The 18941-nt window shown below is 35.5% G+C and carries 16 protein-coding genes, 2 pseudogenes and 1 riboswitch; of the genes and pseudogenes, 16 read left to right on the top strand and 2 right to left on the bottom strand.

Annotation, left to right across the window (positions count from 1 at the left end; genetic code table 11):
* Positions 1-154: 154 nt before the first annotated feature.
* Both MVE64_RS11350 and MVE64_RS11345 read right to left on the bottom strand, forming a co-directional pair.
* A pseudogene (locus MVE64_RS11350) lies at positions 155-648 on the bottom strand (SMI1/KNR4 family protein).
* 23 nt (positions 649-671) lie between these two features.
* Positions 672-1322: a hypothetical protein gene (locus MVE64_RS11345; RefSeq protein ID WP_247346497.1), complete on the bottom strand. Its 651-nt coding sequence runs from the start codon at positions 1320-1322 to the stop codon at positions 672-674.
* Positions 1323-1485: 163 nt separating this feature from the next.
* Positions 1486-1569: riboswitch (cyclic di-GMP riboswitch) on the top strand.
* A 109-nt stretch (positions 1570-1678) separates the two neighbouring features.
* Between MVE64_RS11345 and MVE64_RS27395 the strand changes: the two genes are divergently transcribed.
* The 16 genes and pseudogenes from MVE64_RS27395 to MVE64_RS11270 all read left to right on the top strand — a co-directional run bounded on the left by MVE64_RS27395 (position 1679) and on the right by MVE64_RS11270 (position 18940).
* Positions 1679-1804, top strand: a complete 126-nt coding sequence (locus tag MVE64_RS27395) for a hypothetical protein (RefSeq protein WP_281730476.1) — start codon at positions 1679-1681, stop codon at positions 1802-1804.
* Positions 1805-1842: 38 nt separating this feature from the next.
* Positions 1843-2547 carry a DNA polymerase III subunit gamma/tau gene (locus tag MVE64_RS11340; RefSeq protein WP_247346496.1) on the top strand — a complete coding sequence of 235 codons (705 nt, stop codon included), beginning with the start codon at positions 1843-1845 and terminating at the stop codon, positions 2545-2547.
* A gap of 11 nt (positions 2548-2558) precedes the next feature.
* Positions 2559-4151, top strand: a complete 1593-nt coding sequence (locus tag MVE64_RS11335; protein WP_247346495.1) for an ECF transporter S component — start codon at positions 2559-2561, stop codon at positions 4149-4151.
* Positions 4152-4783: 632 nt separating this feature from the next.
* Positions 4784-5428: a DUF4352 domain-containing protein gene (locus MVE64_RS11330; protein ID WP_247346494.1), complete on the top strand. Its 645-nt coding sequence runs from the start codon at positions 4784-4786 to the stop codon at positions 5426-5428.
* A gap of 113 nt (positions 5429-5541) precedes the next feature.
* A complete protein-coding gene (locus MVE64_RS11325) occupies positions 5542-6234 on the top strand; it encodes a hypothetical protein (protein WP_247346493.1) in 693 nt (230 codons plus the stop codon).
* A 312-nt stretch (positions 6235-6546) separates the two neighbouring features.
* Positions 6547-7044 carry a hypothetical protein gene (locus MVE64_RS11320; protein ID WP_247346492.1) on the top strand — a complete coding sequence of 166 codons (498 nt, stop codon included), beginning with the start codon at positions 6547-6549 and terminating at the stop codon, positions 7042-7044.
* A 39-nt stretch (positions 7045-7083) separates the two neighbouring features.
* Positions 7084-8298, top strand: a complete 1215-nt coding sequence (locus tag MVE64_RS11315) for a hypothetical protein (RefSeq protein WP_247346491.1) — start codon at positions 7084-7086, stop codon at positions 8296-8298.
* Between the two features lie 341 nt (positions 8299-8639).
* Positions 8640-10153: pseudogene (locus MVE64_RS11310) on the top strand (YifB family Mg chelatase-like AAA ATPase).
* A 5-nt stretch (positions 10154-10158) separates the two neighbouring features.
* Positions 10159-10944 (top strand): transposase, encoded by a 786-nt coding sequence (locus MVE64_RS11305; RefSeq protein ID WP_247346490.1) that lies wholly within the window; start codon positions 10159-10161, stop codon positions 10942-10944.
* Between the two features lie 171 nt (positions 10945-11115).
* A complete protein-coding gene (locus tag MVE64_RS11300) occupies positions 11116-12135 on the top strand; it encodes a LacI family DNA-binding transcriptional regulator (RefSeq protein ID WP_247346489.1) in 1020 nt (339 codons plus the stop codon).
* Positions 12136-12652: 517 nt separating this feature from the next.
* Positions 12653-13954 (top strand): ABC transporter substrate-binding protein, encoded by a 1302-nt coding sequence (locus MVE64_RS11295; RefSeq protein ID WP_247346487.1) that lies wholly within the window; start codon positions 12653-12655, stop codon positions 13952-13954.
* 96 nt (positions 13955-14050) lie between these two features.
* Positions 14051-14992: a carbohydrate ABC transporter permease gene (locus MVE64_RS11290; RefSeq protein WP_247346486.1), complete on the top strand. Its 942-nt coding sequence runs from the start codon at positions 14051-14053 to the stop codon at positions 14990-14992.
* Positions 14993-15009: 17 nt separating this feature from the next.
* The gene (locus MVE64_RS11285) at positions 15010-15849 is read left to right on the top strand and encodes a carbohydrate ABC transporter permease (RefSeq protein ID WP_247346485.1); all 840 of its coding nucleotides are present in this window, start codon (positions 15010-15012) and stop codon (positions 15847-15849) included.
* A 34-nt stretch (positions 15850-15883) separates the two neighbouring features.
* On the top strand, positions 15884-16780 hold the full coding sequence (locus MVE64_RS11280; RefSeq protein WP_247346484.1) for an aldo/keto reductase: 897 nt from the start codon (positions 15884-15886) through the stop codon (positions 16778-16780).
* A 39-nt stretch (positions 16781-16819) separates the two neighbouring features.
* Positions 16820-17896, top strand: coding sequence for a Gfo/Idh/MocA family protein (locus MVE64_RS11275; protein WP_247346483.1), 1077 nt, complete (start codon positions 16820-16822; stop codon positions 17894-17896).
* A gap of 87 nt (positions 17897-17983) precedes the next feature.
* A complete protein-coding gene (locus tag MVE64_RS11270) occupies positions 17984-18940 on the top strand; it encodes a carbohydrate kinase family protein (RefSeq protein ID WP_247346482.1) in 957 nt (318 codons plus the stop codon).
* The last annotated feature ends 1 nt before the right edge of the window (position 18941 follow it).

Here is an 18941-nt window from a genome sequence, read left to right as displayed (position 1 = left end):
CCTTGTCCCAGACTTAATTTGCTCACTAGGAGGATGCTCATCTGGGCAAACTACACTCTTAGTTGAGATGAAATCAACTTAAAATCTTACTACAAAAAAGCCAACTATAGCAGTTGGCTTTTCCTGTTCCTCACCACAATACACTCATTAACTTTCAGGCTTCACCTTCCCAAATCATCAAGCCATCTAAAAACAAGTCAAAATTAGCAGCTAATTCTATAACTTTTTCATCATCAACATCAATAAAAATAACAGGAGGATTTTCTTCCGTTTCTCTGTAATCAAGAGCAATCCATGAATGCCCACTTCCAGAGATCAGTACAATATTGCTCGGCAGATCCCATTCTTTTATTAAATATTCACTGTCTAATATACTGTTTTCTTTACCAATTCCAAAGATATGGTCTACATTTACATGATCATCACCCATGAAGTTGGGGTAGAACAAGGAAAAGAATCATAATTAATATATCCTCCATTCTGCTCTTTTAAGATATTTATATATGAGTCCGGAAGCTTAACATTAAGCTGATCCTCTGCCTCTTTTACCATTGCATCTGTTAATGGTTTTAACCTGTAGTACTCATTATCTTCTTGCCATATACTGTTTATCAAATGATCACCTCCGGGACAGGTTCCTTGTCCCATTCATTTATTCATCATATCACTAATTATATATTTTTCTCCGCATAACCAAAATCAATTTCTAGTGTACGGAACAATGGACTTCCATATACATTAATTGTAGCATTCCCAAACTTTTTGCTTGTTTTCTCTTTTGGTTCAACCGCATAAGAATCTTTTATATGAGAGCGAACCCATTCTTTTGCTTCATCAGGGGTAGAGGTGCGATATGGTATTGCAGCCATCCCCACGAAATAAGTTTCAGCAAGATTCGTTATATAATCCTCTACTTCTTGCTGGTTCGTGTGATTGTAATAATAAGACCCATCAATATTTACTTCTATTAAAAGAATTTCATCAGTTTTTCTATTATGATAAGCATCAAAATGTACCTCTATATCATCATGTATAATTTGTGCTGGATAAATATCACTTGAAGTTCCACTATAAACAGGTAAAATGTCAAAGTTGTTTTGTGAATAAAACTTCTCAAAAAATTCAGGTGTTAAGCCAGAGGATGTTGGGTTTTCTGTTGTGTTGTTACTAGTTTTTGTTTCGGCAGAGTTTGTGTTAGTGGATTTGTTTTCTTCTATATTAGTGGTTTCTTCCAGACTAACGATAGAGGTTCCATTTAATTGTAATCCTACTATGACCGCTGCTATGACTACGATTGATAAGATTGCTGGGTTTAGTTTCATAATTCCTCCTTTATAGAAGTAGTATTTTACTATTATTTTACCATGTAAATATATGTAATATTTTTATATTTTAAGGGAATTTATGTTGAATGTAGTCGTTTATACTTATATAATTTAATAGAATACTAGGTCTAAATTATTATGATATTAAATTTGAATATATTATTGAAAAAGGCAAAACCATTGAAAAATGGTGACGCAAAGCTATAGGGGCTAAGATCAGAGATTATGCCAGCCAGTTACCTATTATTTTAAGAGGCTAATCGGAATGATAGTCTTTTTTTTAGTTCGGAGCAGTAAATAAATCACCCCATATATGTATTCTGAAATTATATAACATGAAAGAAGGCATAAAAATGTTCAACGGAAAACTAAAACAAGAGGCCATCTCAGCATATAAAAGAGCTCATGAAGAACATGACAGAGCAATGAAGTATGTAGTGACAATTCTGAAAAGCTGCAGTCTAATAAGGAAGTTTTAAAAGAAGCGATTGATGAAACTTGGGAATATTTAAATAGTATGAAAAATAAACCTGAGGACTTAGATGTAAAAATAGAAAAAATTAAAATTGAATTTAAAAAATTTGAAAATGCCATGTATCAAATACGGTCAGAATTTGATAAAACATTAAAAACATCAACAGGTATTGGAGCTGCAGGAGCTGCTGCAGGAGCAGGTGTTGCAGCATTTGGTCCATCTGCTGCAATGGCAGTGGCGATGACATTTGGTACTGCGTCAACGGGAACGTCAATTTCACTTTTAGGCGGTGCTGCTGCTACAAATGCTGCTCTAGCATGGTTGGGTGGTGGAGCAATCGTAGCCGGAGGTGGAGGAATGACTGCAGGTTCCGCTTTTCTAGCATTAGCAGGGCCTGTAGGTTGGGCAATTGGTGGCACAGCCTTAGCGAGCGCAGGTTTATTTGCTAGAAGTAAAAACAAAAAAGTGGCAGAAAAGGCTTTTAATAAAACAAAAGAAATTAAAACACATACACAGGCCCTAAAAGCTACAACAGAAGAAATAAAACGGACGAACCAACTTGTTGAAAGTACTAAGAACGAATTAACTGAACTTCATAATAAGGTATACAATTTAACCTTGCCTTATCATCATGATGTGAAACAATTTACTGATAATGATGCACTTTTATCGATTTTAATGGTCTTAATTAATAACACAAGATCAGCTGCGGAATTAATTAACAGACCTATTGGAGCCCAAGCTTAGGAGGAAGTCTTATGCATTCTTTTGGTACATTTGTTGATGAAAAGTTTGGGGATGAACTTGAGGGTATAAGTAATTCTGGTCTTCATTCAAATCATATTAATGAACTATTAAATCAATATAAAGAGATTGTCTTTACTAATATTATTCAACAATTTGGTTTAGGGCCTATCTTTGATCTTTATAAACGAGGGGGTAACGTAACCACCTTAAATAATACCGAGCGTGGGGTCTTTGCTAATGATGAAGATGAACGTCGCTTTATGCAAAACTACTCCCAGGACTTAAGGAAAGATTTATATGAAAAGGATTTTAATAAAAACCGGAAGAAAGCATTCCAACAGAGTGATGTAATTGTTGATGATTATACGGGTAAAGCTTTACCTAAAGATGGTCGAGCACATCGTGACCATATTGTCTCTGCTAGTGAAATACAGCAAAATAATGAAGCACGCCTTTATATGTCTGACAATGCACGTGGGGATATGGCGGTTAATGAAAAAAATCTAGCTTGGACAGATGGAAGCTTAAACCAATCAAAAGGTGAACACGATTTAGTAAAATGGATGAATAAAGATAATAAAAAGGATCCTTCATTAAGTAATGCAGAGTATTATGGGATAAATGAAGATCAAGCAAATCAGAAATATAAGGAAGCCAGACAACATGTTGATAAAACGATAAAAAAGGCCAAGGTGGATTATTACGTCAAAAATGTAACAAGCACAGGAGTTAAACAAGGTCTAACAATGGGGCAACGACAAGCAATCGGGCTATTTATTTATGAATTTCAAGATTCATTAATGATTGAAATGAAAGCTTACTTTAAAAGCTACAAATCTATGCAAACAATCCATGAGAAAATCGAAGGCTTTAAAAAAGCGTGTTTAAACATAAAAAACCATATGCTTGCTAAAGCAAAGAAAATACTTCTATCATTTACTGATGGTTTTATTAGTGGATTCATAGGAAATCTATTAACAGTCTTTATAAACACTTTTGCTACAACAGCAAAAAATGTGGTTAGGATCTTAAATGAAAGTGTACATGCTTTAATTAAAGCAGCAAAGATTCTAATAAAGCCTCCTAAAGACTTAACAAAAAAAGAGGCTGTGATAGAAGCTTCTAAGATTATTGCGGCTTCTGTCACTACAACATTAGGTGTCATTCTAACAGAATCATTTGTCGTTTATTTAGGTACAACTCCTTTTGCGCCTCTTGCAAATCTCATTGGAGGAGTATTGGGAGGAATTCTGACTGGTATAGTGTCTTGTACAGTCGTATATGCGATTGAAAACTTTTCAGAAATTTTGTCCAAGCTGAAGGACATAATGAGTGATTTAACTTACGATTTAAAAATATCAGCAGCAGAAATCCGCCATAATTATTATTCCTACATTCAAAAACTAGATCAAGATTATCAAAGTATATTGAATAAAATCTACAACGAGTATGAAGAATTACACCTATTAACAAGGCAAGCATACAATATAAACATACCTCAAGAACAATTAGCCCAAAACAGCATTACCTTAGCAACCAAAATGAAAGTGAAAGAAAAAGATATCTTAAAAACTAAAGAAGATGTTTTGAACTTTTTTAATTAGGGACAGGTTCCATGTCCCAGATTTAAGGGGTCCATTGTCCGAACGTGATATTAATAAAATAATGCCCATATGAATTTTCATATGGGCATTATTTGTTGTGGAATACTCCCAAACTCTATCAACTATGCCGACAATGTAATGAAGTGGAAGAAGGTTGTTTCTGTCTCTTGAGTGTAAGAGGGATTTCAAAAAGTGTAATAGATCGGGAGTGATAGATGGATGAGGGCTAAAGGTATATGGAATAAGGCTCCTCCTAACATTAGGAGGTTGGGACAAGGAACCTGTCCCTAAATTTCTTTACACAGTTTATCCTTTATAGTAAAATATTAACATAATATACAATATAGTTTTATATACGCTTAATATACTTGATTTTTGAAGTTTTATATCTTAATATACGAATCTCTTTCTTTAAGAAGAGATAAAGAGAAAATATACAGTTTTTTTTACGAATCACAAATTGATAAGCTTTTTTAGCACCTTCTAACAAGGGCTTATTTAATTGTGTGGTTTGTGTATCTGTATATTTCATTCTTTATCAAATGATTAAAGGAGGAGATTTTTTTGTGTTCTCAATTCTAAGCTAGTAGAGACTTTTATAATAATTTTATTTATTACTGGAGGGCTAAAACATGAAACCTAGATTTTTAAAGACATTTGTACTAATTACCGTTATTTACTCAAGCCTAATTGGTTGTTCTGCTAAAGAAGAGATTTCATCTCCACAAGTGAAAACTGAACAAGTACATAAAGAGTTAGATCCTAAGAACATGACACAAGAGGAACTAAACACTTTAAGTGAGGAAGAAATTGATGTGATAAATGGGCCGGAGAATGGAAGGCCGATTGAAATCAATAAAACGGTCATGGTCGGAGACTATGAGGTGCAGCTAAACCATTATTACTATACGTTAAATGGTATTTATACGAAATCATCATTAACTGGTCATGTTTTTTCTCAGAAACCAAGCAGCAATGACGAGGGCTATGGGGTTTTAAATGTAAAAGTAACTAACCATTCCGGAGAAGAACAGCTTAGCACAGTATCATTTGATGTGATTACACCTAATGGTGAGGTGAAAAGCGGAGGAATTTCTGGAACGAATATTAAAAATCCGTTTGCTAATGGCTCAAGTGTTATTGATGGTGGTTTTAAAGAAGGAAACATTGTATTTATTACACCTAAGGACAAACCGAGCTTAACGTTAAGAATTAGGCAAATCTTTACAGATAATGGCGAGGATGCGGTAGCTGAGATTCCGTTGCCAGTGGAATAATAAGGGGAAATCTGAAACCGAGAGTTATGATGATTTGATTTTTTGTTATTATCTCATAATGATGCTAATTGAACTTTTATCTATTTAAAGTAAGAGTTTTTCAGGAGGGAATCATGTTATCTACTATTCTGTTCATCTCATTAATCGTCGTTTTTGCCCTTTATCTATTAGCCTTTACGATCATTTTAGTAATGAGTGCTCTTAATAAAGGCCCATCATTAAGGAAATCTAAAAAGTACTTTGATCAAATTTACAAAAATAAGGGCTTAAAGGAAATAAAGTTTTATAGGGAAACGTTTAGGAACGAAAACTACGATATTCCTATCTCTCGAGAAGAAGTGAATGAACTATTAAAAAGAGCTGAAGAAAAGCATGCTTCAGCTTTGGTCGGAATTGAAGAAATATCATTTGAAGATCGACCCGAAGAATATCCTTATCAAATCTTTGCTTCTTATACTCCAGATATCGATGATCGTTCAAATATCGGAGCAGTCATAAGGGTCTATCCACTAGAAAGAGATCCTGAAGAGAATATGTACAGGTTTTATACTGATGTAGAAAAGAACTACTATTGGTTAATGACCAAAGAAGAGGCTCGCGATGAGTTACTATTCTCCCTAGGACATGAAATTGGTCATAACATAAGATATAACTTTGAAAGAAGACTCTTCGGAGACGAAATTGAAGACTATTGCGACGAATTCTCAGAACAAATTGGACAAACCACTTACGAACAAGACTATGTGAATCGCAAACTATATAAGCGGGACGGAGGGACAGGTTCCTTGTCCCAGAATTCTTTTTAAGGATTATGGTTGCTTTCTATCACTCGGGACGGAGGGACAGGTCCCTTGTCCCGGAGTTCTTTTTAGAATCGAATCATAGGTTGCTACCTTTCAAAATGTGATCAATTTAACAGTTTTTATGTTAGGTCTAACACAGAATAAAGAAGTACTTTGCGAGATAATCATACTAGAGAAGAAAGAGTGAGGTATATTCAAAATCATGTATATTAATATAATTTAAAATTCAAAACTAGTAATAGTGTTTCTGTCAACAGCTATGATTAAGGTTTTGTGCTTATGCAATAAGGCCTTAGCGAAAAGAGGAGGATTTGAATGGGTTCGATGTTTGGAGGTAATTGGATAAAAGAATCATTAGGGATGTCCACTTTAGATGTAGTTATGATGGTTATGTTTGCAACAATGATTGTTAATGTCCTTTTATTCCGTTTTGGTGGAAAAAGGAGGAAAGATTCGATATCCTTTTTTTCATCATTAGTATTTGTGGGTGCAGGACAATTTTATAAACGAAAATGGATAAGAGGATCGATTATAACAGGCTTGTTTGTAGGGTGCTCATTTTACAAGCTAAATGCTGGGGAAAGCTTTGCAGATAATATTATTGTGATTATGACCCTGGTTTCTCCAATTGAAGCCTTTGTAACAGGAAACGAAAGTGGTTCTTCAGGGTATTCTAGCAATGGTTCAAGTAGTGGTTCAAGTTCCGGGGGAAGCAGCAGCTATGGCTTGGCTGACCAAATGGAGGATGAGCAATTAGGTCGTTTTCAAGATGACCTTCATGATATGTCAAATGATTACAACCATCATTATTAATAGGTGGGACGAGGGACCTGTCCCGGAGGAGGAAAAACAATGAAAAAACTAGCATTATCAATAGGTATTTTAACAGCTGCATTTTTATTAATATTATTATCAAATGCAGGACAGATTCAGGCTGCAGCACCTATAAATAACGAGCCTAACGAATTATATTCTACAGCGTCAGCGATAGAGTTAAACAAAGAATATGAATCTACATTTGCTGATGATGATTTTAGGAGGGATCCTAAAGATGTTTATAAAATTGAATTACCTAAAAGTGGGCTTGTGACGGTAAATGCAGATAGTAAACATGTGAATGGATCAGTTTCCGTTTTGTTAACAAATGGTAAGGTGAATAATGAGTATTTACATTATGTATCTAAACCTAATGTGATGGAGGATGAAATTGGTCAAGTGGGATTGCCTGCGGGGACCTATTATCTTGAATTAGCAGCGGGTACAACTGATCTAGACGTTACATATCAATTTAGCGTTTCATTTGAAACTAGTAATTATTATGAAAAGGAAGATAATGATACCTGGGATATAGCAACCGAAATGGAGCTTAATAAGCGTTACAAGGGGTTCTTTTCAACCCATCCAAGAACAGATGATGGTGATACCTATAAATTCACCCTCCAAAAGGATAGTACGATTATTATAAAGCATGCAAAATATCCAAATAGTTATGGAGAATTAAGGATTTATAACTCGTTAGGTAAAGATGTTTTTAACGATTATTTGATTAACGATATACCTTCAGTAGGGAAAGATCGTGTAAATGAAGTAACACTTAAGGCAGGAACGTATTTCTTAGAAGTTTCTGAGTTCATTACTCATACCTTGCCAAGCTTTCCTTATGAAGTAGAGGTAAGCGTGAAAGAAGCATCAACTTCTGATGAATATCCATGGATTGGTCGTGTATTAATCCAAAAAGATGGAATGGCCCTATACAATCCTAATGGTAAAGTTCACCGTAAACTGAAAAAGGGTGAGGGATTAAAGGTTTACGAAATAGAAGATGACCGTTATCAGGTAGGTGGCGGCTATTATGTTCTTAAAGGTAGTGGAAAGGATACACTTTACTATTATGGCCATGTGTGGGCAAAAAGCTCTTACATGTATGTTTATACACCTGAGGGTGACTTCTTTAAAAGATTCCCATCAAAACAAACAGTAAGAGTGTATGGAATGGAGGATGGAAAATATCAAGTTGGTGGCGGCTATTATGTAGTGCCTGACACTAATATTCAACTAGATCGCTAGGGGACAGGTTCCTTTGTCCCGATTTAATGGTGGGACAGGGGGACAGGTTTCTTGTCCCAATTCAACAAGCTCACTCGTAGAAATACGGTGAGCTTGTTTCAATGTTAAAAGCTCTATTATCCAGTTTGAAAGTGTAAAAGTATTAGAGTTATTTCTCGAAGCATTTTAATGGGACAAAAAAATAACGGTTTTTGTTTTTTTTTGCAGGATTTCCACAATTCATGTCGAACTGGAAATGTGAAACGAAAGTATTCTCCCAACATATCCCCTATTCTCATCAATAACTTGCTATTACTCATTTTTCAGTACCCATTATCAATTCAAAAAAGGAGGCCATGCCTTTGACAGTAAAAATCTCAAGCGTTGGTTTAAGAGGTTTAGAAGGTTATAAAGTTCAAGTAGAAGTACAAGTTCGCCCCGGAGTGGAGTCAATGGTCATTGTTGGACTTACTGATACTTCTGTGAAGGAATCAAAGGAACGTGTATTATCATCGATTCGGGCGATTGTTAGTTCAGGTACGGCAGAGAAGGTAGTTGTCAATTTATCACCATCAGAACAGAAGAAAAATGGTCCGTTGTTTGATTTACCTATTGCCATTGGAATTCTGAAGGAAAAGAATTATATAAAGGAACAGATATCGCCCGACACCATGTTCATCGGGGCTTTGTCACTAGATGGTACGGTTGAGCGGGTCGAAGGGATGCTGCCTGCTTTAATTGTTGCTGAAAAATTGGGGTATAAAAGAGTTTTTCTTCCATACGACCCACTTATACCAATTGATATGTTAAATGGAATTGAGTGTGTTGTTCTTCAACATGTTCAGGATGTAGTAAAGCTCTTATGTGGCCAGACTCCTATACCATTACAAACATTCACACCTTCTCCTAAACAGGAACCCTCTTTCAATGATCACCCAAAGGATTTTTCCCACATCATAGGTCATCCATTTACAAAACAAGCACTAGAAATAGCTGCTACTGGTGGTCACAATGTCCTCATGAGTGGTCCACCTGGTTGTGGAAAGAGCTTACTTGCTGAAACATTTCCGTCCATTCTTCCACCACTTTCTAAGTCGGCACAATTAGAAGTAATAAGTTTATATCAACTCGCAAACGAAGAACTGTATGATCCACAAATGGCTCCTTTTCGACATCCGCATCATTCTGCCTCTTCCATCGCGATTATTGGTGGTGGATCTTTTCCAAAGCCATGTGAAATCTCACTTGCTCATTATGGTGTTCTTTTCCTAGATGAAATGGCTGAATTTACAAAGAAAACCTTAGAGATGCTTCGTCAACCTCTAGAAACGGGAAAGGTCACGATTAGCAGAGTTCACTCAACTGTGACATACCCAGCTTCTTTTATCCTTATTGGGGCTATGAACCCTTGCCATGTGGTTACCTCGGCTCTGCCTCTCACTATTGCACATATTCTCAAAAACAAATCAAAGCTTATCGTAATCGTGTATCGGGACCTGTTTATGATCGAATGGATATCCTGCTTTCGATGAAATCTGTTAATCTCGATCAGATCACAGGGAAGCCAGAAACATCCTCGGAAATACGGGGGCGTGTAGAAAGGGTGAGGGAGATACAATTTACTCGGTATCAAAAACAGGTTACAAATGCAAAAGTAGCTTATGATTTATTGATTAAAACCAGCACTTTGACGGAAAAACAACGAAAAATAATCATGAAGGAAGCTACGAAAAATCTCTGGAGCAACCGCGTTCAAATTAAAATTTTTCGCTTAGCCAGAACGATTGCAGATTTAACAGGAGAACTAGAGATATCTGATGAGTCCGTATGGAAGGCTATTCAATTAAGAAGAGCAGTTTTCCGGGAGTTGAGGTGATTGTTATGCCAAGAATAGCAAGGAAAAAGAGTCGTAGCGGCATCTATCACGTTATGCTAAGAGGAGTAAACAAACAAATGATTTTTGAAGATGATGTGGATCGAATAAGATTTCTTGAAACCATTAAGAAATATAGAGATCAATATAAATATTCACTATATGGCTATTGTTTAATGGATAATCATGTTCACCTTTTACTGAAAGAGGAGGCAGAAAGTGTTTCAGAATCTGTTAAGCGAATTAGCTCAAGCTATGTTTACTGGTATAACATAAAATACGACCGCTATGGACATTTGTTTCAAGATCGCTTCAAAAGTGAAGTGGTTGAGAGCATAATTTCTTTTTTAAAGGTATTAAGATATATACATCAAAATCCTTTAAAGGCGGGATTGACTGGGAGTGTTTTTGAAAGTAAATGGAGTAGTGTGAACGAGTATTTTGTTAAGTCAGATATTGTTGATATAGATTATGGACTTGAATTGTTTTCTAATATTAGAAATGATGCTATTAAATTGTATAAAGAATATATGGGACAGCCCAATGATGATGAGTGCCTAGATGATCATGTAAGAATAAGGGTAACTGATAGTGAAGTGAAAGATTACTTATCTGAAATGGGAATTACCCATGTGAGTCTTTTGCAACAGATGGACAAAGAAAAGAGAGATTTGATTTTAAGTAGGCTAAAAGAGATGAACGGTGTCTCGATAAGGCAGCTATCGAGAGTGACCGGTGTGTCAAGGTCTGTGATTAATCGGGTGGGACAGAGGGACAGGTGGGATGTCCCATGATTTTTGGGGACAAGGTGCCTGTCCCTCCGTCCCTTCTTGCTTTTATATTAAAAATACTATAACTTAAAAGGAGAAATTTTAAAGATATTAAAATGATAAATCAACAAAGGAGGTATTTCGGTATTTGTGTTAAAGATACTGGAAAAACGGAATCTCCTGGGGAGTGGTGAAATGAAGGTTACAATTGAGGATATTGCAAAAGAGGCAAATGTTTCAATTGCTACAGTGTCTAGGGTAATAAATAATACGAAAGCAGTAAGTCCAGAACTGAGGGAAAGGGTGCATGAAGTTATAAGAAAAAGAAACTTTAGGCCAAACCCTTTAGCGAAGGGCTTAATAACGAATCGAACAAATATTATAGGAATAGTTGTTCCAGATATCTCCAACCCGATATTCGGTGCTTTGACAAAGGGGATTAATAATATATGTGAGCAGCAAGGGTATACCTTAATGGTATGTGAGTCAGGTGGACAGAGGGAAAAGGAACTAGAATTATTAGAGATCTTAGCAGACAAAAAAGTCGATGGTCTATTATTTGCCGGTGTAGATGTTAACCATTCATTAGTTAAAGAAATGAAGATAAAAGATTACCCAATTGTGCTAGTTACTCAAGAAGCATCAGAAGGTGATGAAGAAATAAAGACTGTTGTTCATGATAATGTGAAGGCGACGTATGATGCGGTATCATTTTTAATTAATAATGGCCATAAAAAGATTGCGTTTATCGGTGGTCCAGAAAATGATTATTCTTCAGGGCAAAAACGTTTAAAAGGCTTTCAATTAGCATTAAAAGAAAATAATATTGAAGTACCAGAGTCCTATATAGAACATGGGAATTTTACATTTCAATCTGGTTTTGAATCTATGAAGAAAATATATGAGGAAAATAGCGTATTACCGACAGCTGTTATGGTATGTAATGATATTATGGCAATTGCTGCAATACGGTTTTTGGAAAACGCTAACATGTCGGTGCCGCATGATATATCAATTATGGGGTTTGATGACTCTGAATATGCAAATTATTTTAGTCCAGAACTATCGACTGTTAGAATTTCCTATTTTGATGAAGGTGTTAAAGCAGCTAAAACCCTTTTTAAACTCATTGATGATCAGTATTCTATTATTCCTAATACACAATTTATTTCTCATAAGATTATAAGAAGAAACAGTGTACGACCAATAGAATAATAAGGTAACATGAAAGGGTTTTTGTGATGAATCAGGAAAACCTTTTCCTTAATGCGTTTATTCCATTATAATAACTCGTAAAGTCGAAAGTTATTATTGAGAAAACAAACTGCTATTATACATACGTGCTATATGCACTACATATGTATGATAGCTTATTTAATTTGTGTTATACATATCTGTCAAAAGTATTCTTTAAGTATAAAGCGTTTTCAAAATTTCTATCCAAAATGTGTTGATTTTATCTGAATATTGAAATATAATCCATATTAAGCAGGAAAACCTTTTCCTAAAAAGAGACTTTCTACTAATTTAATTAGCAAATGTAGATGGTTCAACGAACTAATTGAAAAATGCAGCGGCTAAGTTAACGATATGAAACTCATATCAAAGCTAAAGAAGGTTGCTATTAATGCTTATTCAATTGAAATCTGTAAACGTTTTCCTTAAGGTGGCTTAATTCCTCAATAATATTGAGGGTTAGCAAAATAAATTATACAAATGGAGGATGGGAGTTATGAAGCGTGGGAAAATGAAGAAATTATTAGTTACACTTATTCTTGCAGTTATGATGGTATCGATCATCGGATGCTCGGGAAATTCAGAGTCATCTGGAGAAGCATCAGGTGGTGATGGAAATGATAAAGTAACAATCCGTTTCTCATTCGATCAGGGGGTTGGTGAACCTACTCAAAAAATAGTAGATAAATATAATGAAAGTCAGGATAAAGTTCATGTAGAAACAGTTATTCTTCCGCAGGATGCAAATGTTGTGCATGATGATTTTGTCAATAAATTAGCTTCTGGAGATACAAGTGTTGATGTGATGGCATTGGATGTTGTGTACGTAGCAGAATTTGCTGCGGCTGATTGGTTAGAGGATTTGGGTCAATACTTTGATGAATCCACACAAAGCAAGTATCTACCTGGGACGATTGAAGGCGCAACTTACAACGGAAAGTTAGTAGCATTTCCTTGGTTTACAAATGCGAGTGTTCTCTTCTACCGCCAAGACATTATTGACCAATTAGGTGTGGAAGTGCCAACTACATATCAAGGTTGGATGGATCTTCAAGAAAAGGTTAAAGGTCTAGATGAAATTAAATATGTTTCAAATTTTCAAGCGGCTCAGTCTGAAGCACTAGTTTGTAACTGGGTTGAGTACATTTGGAACAATGGTGGAGAGGTTTTAGATGAGTCAGGCTCTCCAGTCGTTAATACAGCTATTAATGTGGAAGCAACAGAAATTATGTTGGATTTAGTGGAAAATTATTCACCTGAGGGAATCACAACATACAATGAGCCAGAAAGTGAACAAGTATTTTTAGATGGTAAGTCACTATTTATTCGTGATTGGTCTGGATTCTGGAACTCAGCAAACGCTGAAGGATCGAAAGTAGCAGGAAAAGTGGGTGCGACAACTTTACCGATTGGACCAAATGGGGAAGCTCCACACTCTGCATTAGGTGGACTTGATTTAGTTATTAATAAATTCATTGATGATGAACAGAAAGAAGCAGCTGTTGATTTCTTGAAATACATGGCAAGTGAAGAAACGCAAAAGGAAATGACATTAATTTCAGCACAACCACCAGTATTAAAGTCTGTGTACGAAGATGCAGATGTACTTGCCGAGATTCCGTTTTATGAGAAGTTTTATGGAATTATTGAAGGTGGAAAATCAAGACCAATGTCTCCTAAATATGCGAAAGTATCAGATGCGATCCAAAGAAATATTCATCAAGCGTTATCTGGAGAAGCAGAAGTGAAAGACGCGTTGGATCAATTGCAAAGTGAGTTAGAAGAACTAAACAAATAACAATTAATGTGGATGTATTCTGCAGAGCATGAATCTTGTTCTGCAGAAACTTCACCATCAACGTGGCATTTCGGATAGAGAAGGAGGGTTCAGAAGATGGAAGGAAAGTTACCGACAAGTCCTCTAAAAAATACCCATAGGAAAATATCAAAAACCTCTCTTGAGAAGAAAGAAGCAAGAGACGCATGGATCATGATGTCACCAGCTATCATTATATTATTGCTTATTGCTGTTTATCCAATTATAAGAACATTTTGGATCAGTCTACATGAAATGGTGCTAACAGATCCTAGTTCAGGATATCCGTTTATTGGACTTGAAAATTACGTGAAGATATTTAATGATCAACGAGCAATGGATTCGATTATTTTTACATTGAAATTTACTGTTGTTACAGTGTTTTTTGAGTTATTACTAGGGTTTGGTGCAGCACTGTTAATGAACAAAGCATTTATAGGAAGGGGCTTTGTACGTGCGTCAATCCTAGTACCGTGGGCCATTCCTACCACAGTTTCAGCTCTTATGTGGAAGTTTATCTACAATGACCAATATGGTTTATTTAATGATATTTTAACTCGATTTCATGTAATTGATAGTTATCAAGCATGGTTAAGTAGTTCGAGTGGTTCATTTATGGCACTTGTTATTACGGATGTTTGGAAGACGGCTCCGTTTATTGCCCTTTTAACGTTAGCGGGTCTTCAAATGATTCCAAAGGAGTTATATGAGTCAGCAAAAATTGATGGAGCTAATAAGTTTCAAATCTTTCTGAACATTACCTTACCGCTTGTTAAGTACACAGTCATTGTAGCTTTATTATTTAGAACATTAGATGCGTTTAGAGTGTTTGAATTAATTACAGTTATGACGGGTGGAGCTAATAGGACAGAGAGTTTATCTGTTTATGCCTATAATAATTTAATGAAATTTCTTGACTTTGGGTACGGATCAGCAATGTCTATGCTCATCTTTGGAGTAGTCTTTCTGATCAGCTTAATATATATGAAAGCATTAGGTAGCAAGCTTACTGATTTCTAAGGAAGGAGGAATTAGACGTGGAATCAAAAGGAGTATTTATTTTTAAGAATACCTTGTTTTATGCTCTTGTATTGCTGTTTTTAGTAGCACTTTTGATGCCATTTGTGTGGCAGTTTTTAACCTCTATTAAACCTCTAACTGAGATCGCGGCTATTCCAGCAAAGTGGTTTCCAAGTGAAATAAACGTAGACTTTTATAAAAATGTTTTTACTAAACATCCATTTGCTAGGTACTTATTAAATAGTTTTATTGTTTCTTTGGCCACAACCATTTTAAGTATTTTAGTTGGTGCATCTGCTGCATATGCTTTGGCTAGACTTCGTTTTAAAGGAAAGACGATCATGCTTATGGCTATTTTGAGCATTTCCATGTTTCCTACGATCTCAACAATTAGCCCATTATATTTGATCTTGAAGAATCTAAATTTATTAAATACATATGCAGGTCTAATAATCCCGTATATTACGTTTGCTCTCCCACTATCCATTTGGTTATTAACAAACTTTTTTAGCCAATTGCCAAAGGGATTTGAGGATGCAGCCACAATTGATGGATGTTCGAGAGCGGGAATCTTTTTCCGAATTATGCTTCCACTTATTAAACCAGCAACCTTCTCAGTAGCGCTATTAGTTTTTATTAATTCCTGGAATGAGTATATATATGCTTTGACCTTTATGACAAAAGATGAAATGAGAACGGTTCCTGTCGGTATTGCATTATTTCCAAGTAACTATGAGTTGCCTTGGGGTGATATGGCAGCCGCTTCAGTGGTCGTAACAGTGCCTCTTATTTTGTTAGTTTTAATCTTCCAAAAGAATATTATTTCAGGACTAACCTCTGGTGGGGTGAAGGAGTAAAAAATCTATAGGGAAATAAAAAGGAGACTAAAAAATGGAATATATTAAATTAAGTGAACAGGTTGATCTATCAAAAGTAGTTATAGGATGTATGCGTATTAAGGATGCAGGTATGGAAGGAGAACAGCTTTTACAATTTGTTCAAGAATGCTTAGATTTAGGTGTAACTAGCTTTGATCATGCCCCGGTATACGGTGGATATGCCTGTGAAAAAATCTTCGGTGACAGTGTGTTAAGAAAAGATCCTAGCTTACGTGAAAAAATGAAGCTCATTACCAAAACGGGAATCGTTCTGCCTGGATTAAAGGGTAATAAAGTGATCTATTATGAATCCTCTAAAGAACAAATTTTAAAAGAGGTGGATGAATCGTTAATAAAGCTAGGAACAGACTATATTGATTTATTACTAGTTCATAGACCCGACATTATAGGTAATCCAGCTGAAACAGCGGATGCGTTAGATTCATTAGTTAAATCAGGAAAAGTATTGAATGTGGGTGTTTCTAATTTCATGCCTTCACAAGTAAGTATGCTTCAAAGCTATTTGTCAACACCACTTGTGACTAATCAAATGGAATTATCGGTACAAGGCTTAGACAATTTCTTTAACGGAGTGACAGATGATGCTTTGACGAGAAGAATGCCATTAATGGCATGGTCTCCCCTTGGTGGTGGAAATGTTTTTAAAAATGATGATGGAGATACTACTAGATTAAGAGATGTTATCGGTGAAATTGCAAATGCACATCAAACTTCAATGGATGTGGTTATGTATGCATGGTTATACAAACACCCGGTGGAAGTCGCGGCTATTACTGGAACAATGAATATTAATCGAGTAAAAAGTGCGGTCGATGCACTAGATGTATCTCTTTCATATGATGAGTGGTATCAGATTCTAGCAGCTTCTAGAGGGTACGATGTACCGTAAGCATATTAATGATAAAAAACAGTTCGGAGGGATCGACTATTGAAGAAAATAAGATTTGGACTTATCGGATCAGGCTGGAGAGCTGAATTTTATATTCGCATTGCGAAAGCGATTCCTGATCAATTCGAGTTAACAAGTGTATTAATAAGAGATAAAGAGAAGGGTGAAGTGTTCTCTAAAAAGTTTGATGTAAAAGTAGTTAATTCTATTGATGAGCTTATAAATGATCATCCACATTATGTTGTGTTATCAATTAAAAGAGGTGTTGTGACTGATTATTTAATTGATTTATTCAGACGAGGAATACCTGTTTTATGTGAAACTCCACCAGGTGAATCGAAAGAAGCATTAGAAACTCTTTGGGATCAGTACAAAAAATATGATGCGAAAGTACAAATAGCTGAGCAATATTTTTATCAGCCTCTTTATGCTTCGTGGTTAAAAGTGATTGAAGATGGAAAACTAGGAGAATTAGAAAATATTAATATCTCTTCCTTACATGGTTACCATGGTGTCAGTATTATTCGTAAGTTTTTTAATATTGGGTTTGATAATTGCGTTATATACGGGAAACGATTTCACTTTAATTTAACAGAAACATATGGGCGCGGGGGAATAGTTCACGATGGAGAAATCACATCCTGTCCGAGAGATCGCCTAACATTAGAGTTTGATCAGGGGAAAGTTGCGTTCTTTGATTTCTCCGATCCTGCACAATATCACTCCTTTATCCGTACACGTCAGCTGACTATACAGGGAGTAAGAGGAGAAATTGATGACTTAACCGTCAGATATCTTACAGATGAGAATATACCAGTTACCCAAAATCTAAATCGTATTGATTATGGTTTATATAATAACCAGGAGTGGGCACATGCTGGGATTATGCTAGGCGAGGAATATGTTTACAAAAATCCATTTCAATACACAAGGTTAAATGATGATGAAATTGCTGTTGCAACCTGTATGTTGAAAATGGATGAATATTTGAAAACGGGTAAAGAATTTTACACCTTACAGGATGCTCTACAGGATATGTATATTTCTTTAATGATGGATGAGGCACTAAAGAATCCAAATCAAGAGATTAAAACATCCAAAAGGTCGTGGACATAAAAGTGAGAGCTGTATTTAATTTTTATTGTGTACAGCTCTTTTAAAAGAAGCTAGTAGTAGATTCGTATATAAAGTTGAGGGATTGTGATGTTTAACTTTCATGAACAAGTATCACTGCAAAATAAAAGCAATGATATTTTAACAATTGGAGAGATCCTAATTGATATGATATCTGAGGATTATGATGATAACTTCGAATGTCAAGCCTATAATCGATTTTTTGGTGGATCACCCTCTAATATAGCGATAAACACAAAAAGATTAGGTATTCATTCATTGGTTGTTTCAGCTGTTGGAGCAGATGGACTTGGTGATTTTTTGAAAAGTCAATTAAGAAAAGTACATATTGATACTAAATGTATTCAAAAGGTTGATTATTCAACAAGTATGGTTGTTGTTACAAAGAGTCAATTCACACCAGTCCCGATATTTTATAGAGGAGCAGACTATCAAATAGAATATACATCAATACTTGAGGATGCCATTAAGGACTCTAAGATTATTCACTTTTCATGTTGGCCAATATCAATGCCACTCTCTAGAAGAACGATTGAGAAAAGTATTGATACAGCGAGAAAGAATAATGCATTAGTATGCTTTGATCCAAATTATCACCCTATGCTATGGCCAAAAGGTGAAGATGGGATAGAGTATGTGAAATCTTTTATTGGAAATGCGGATATTGTCAAGCCTTCTGAAGTGGATGCTGAAAGAATCTTTGGTCAGGATCACTATGAAAATCAAGTTGAGAAGTTTTTAGAATTAGGGGCTAAGCTTGTTATTATGACGCTCGGACAAGATGGGGCAATCGTTTCAAATGGAAAAGAAACGCTCAAATTTCATACACTAGCTAAAGAAGTAGTGGATACAACAGGTGCAGGAGATGCATTTTGGTCGGGATTTTATACAGCAATCGTAAAAGGACACACCATTAAGGAAGCGTTAGAACTAGGTTTTGCCGTAAGTGCCTTTAAGTTGAGGTATACGGGAGCAGTGGTGGAATTGCCAAGGCTTGAAAAAATAAAAGAAATTTATAGTTTATAAG

Source organism: Metabacillus endolithicus, assembly GCF_023078335.1.
In the GTDB taxonomy this organism is placed as follows: domain Bacteria; phylum Bacillota; class Bacilli; order Bacillales; family Bacillaceae; genus Metabacillus; species Metabacillus endolithicus.
The sequence above is the reverse complement of the archived record's forward strand: the minus strand, read 5'-3'. Positions and strand labels throughout refer to the sequence as shown.

What these genes read in the sequence shown, in the direction of transcription:
- MVE64_RS11280 (WP_247346484.1), top strand. Translation starts at nt 15,884, where the DNA reads ATGGAATATATTAAATTAAGTGAACAGGTTGATCTATCAAAAGTAGTT.
- MVE64_RS11305 (WP_247346490.1), top strand. Translation starts at nt 10,159, where the DNA reads ATGCCAAGAATAGCAAGGAAAAAGAGTCGTAGCGGCATCTATCACGTT.
- MVE64_RS11345 (WP_247346497.1), bottom strand. Translation starts at nt 1,322, where the DNA reads ATGAAACTAAACCCAGCAATCTTATCAATCGTAGTCATAGCAGCGGTC.
- MVE64_RS11330 (WP_247346494.1), top strand. Translation starts at nt 4,784, where the DNA reads ATGAAACCTAGATTTTTAAAGACATTTGTACTAATTACCGTTATTTAC.
- MVE64_RS11300 (WP_247346489.1), top strand. Translation starts at nt 11,116, where the DNA reads ATGAAGGTTACAATTGAGGATATTGCAAAAGAGGCAAATGTTTCAATT.
- MVE64_RS11295 (WP_247346487.1), top strand. Translation starts at nt 12,653, where the DNA reads ATGAAGCGTGGGAAAATGAAGAAATTATTAGTTACACTTATTCTTGCA.
- MVE64_RS11335 (WP_247346495.1), top strand. Translation starts at nt 2,559, where the DNA reads ATGCATTCTTTTGGTACATTTGTTGATGAAAAGTTTGGGGATGAACTT.
- MVE64_RS11270 (WP_247346482.1), top strand. Translation starts at nt 17,984, where the DNA reads ATGTTTAACTTTCATGAACAAGTATCACTGCAAAATAAAAGCAATGAT.
- MVE64_RS11320 (WP_247346492.1), top strand. Translation starts at nt 6,547, where the DNA reads ATGGGTTCGATGTTTGGAGGTAATTGGATAAAAGAATCATTAGGGATG.
- MVE64_RS11315 (WP_247346491.1), top strand. Translation starts at nt 7,084, where the DNA reads ATGAAAAAACTAGCATTATCAATAGGTATTTTAACAGCTGCATTTTTA.
- MVE64_RS11290 (WP_247346486.1), top strand. Translation starts at nt 14,051, where the DNA reads ATGGAAGGAAAGTTACCGACAAGTCCTCTAAAAAATACCCATAGGAAA.
- MVE64_RS27395 (WP_281730476.1), top strand. Translation starts at nt 1,679, where the DNA reads ATGTTCAACGGAAAACTAAAACAAGAGGCCATCTCAGCATATAAAAGA.
- MVE64_RS11340 (WP_247346496.1), top strand. Translation starts at nt 1,843, where the DNA reads ATGAAAAATAAACCTGAGGACTTAGATGTAAAAATAGAAAAAATTAAA.
- MVE64_RS11325 (WP_247346493.1), top strand. Translation starts at nt 5,542, where the DNA reads ATGTTATCTACTATTCTGTTCATCTCATTAATCGTCGTTTTTGCCCTT.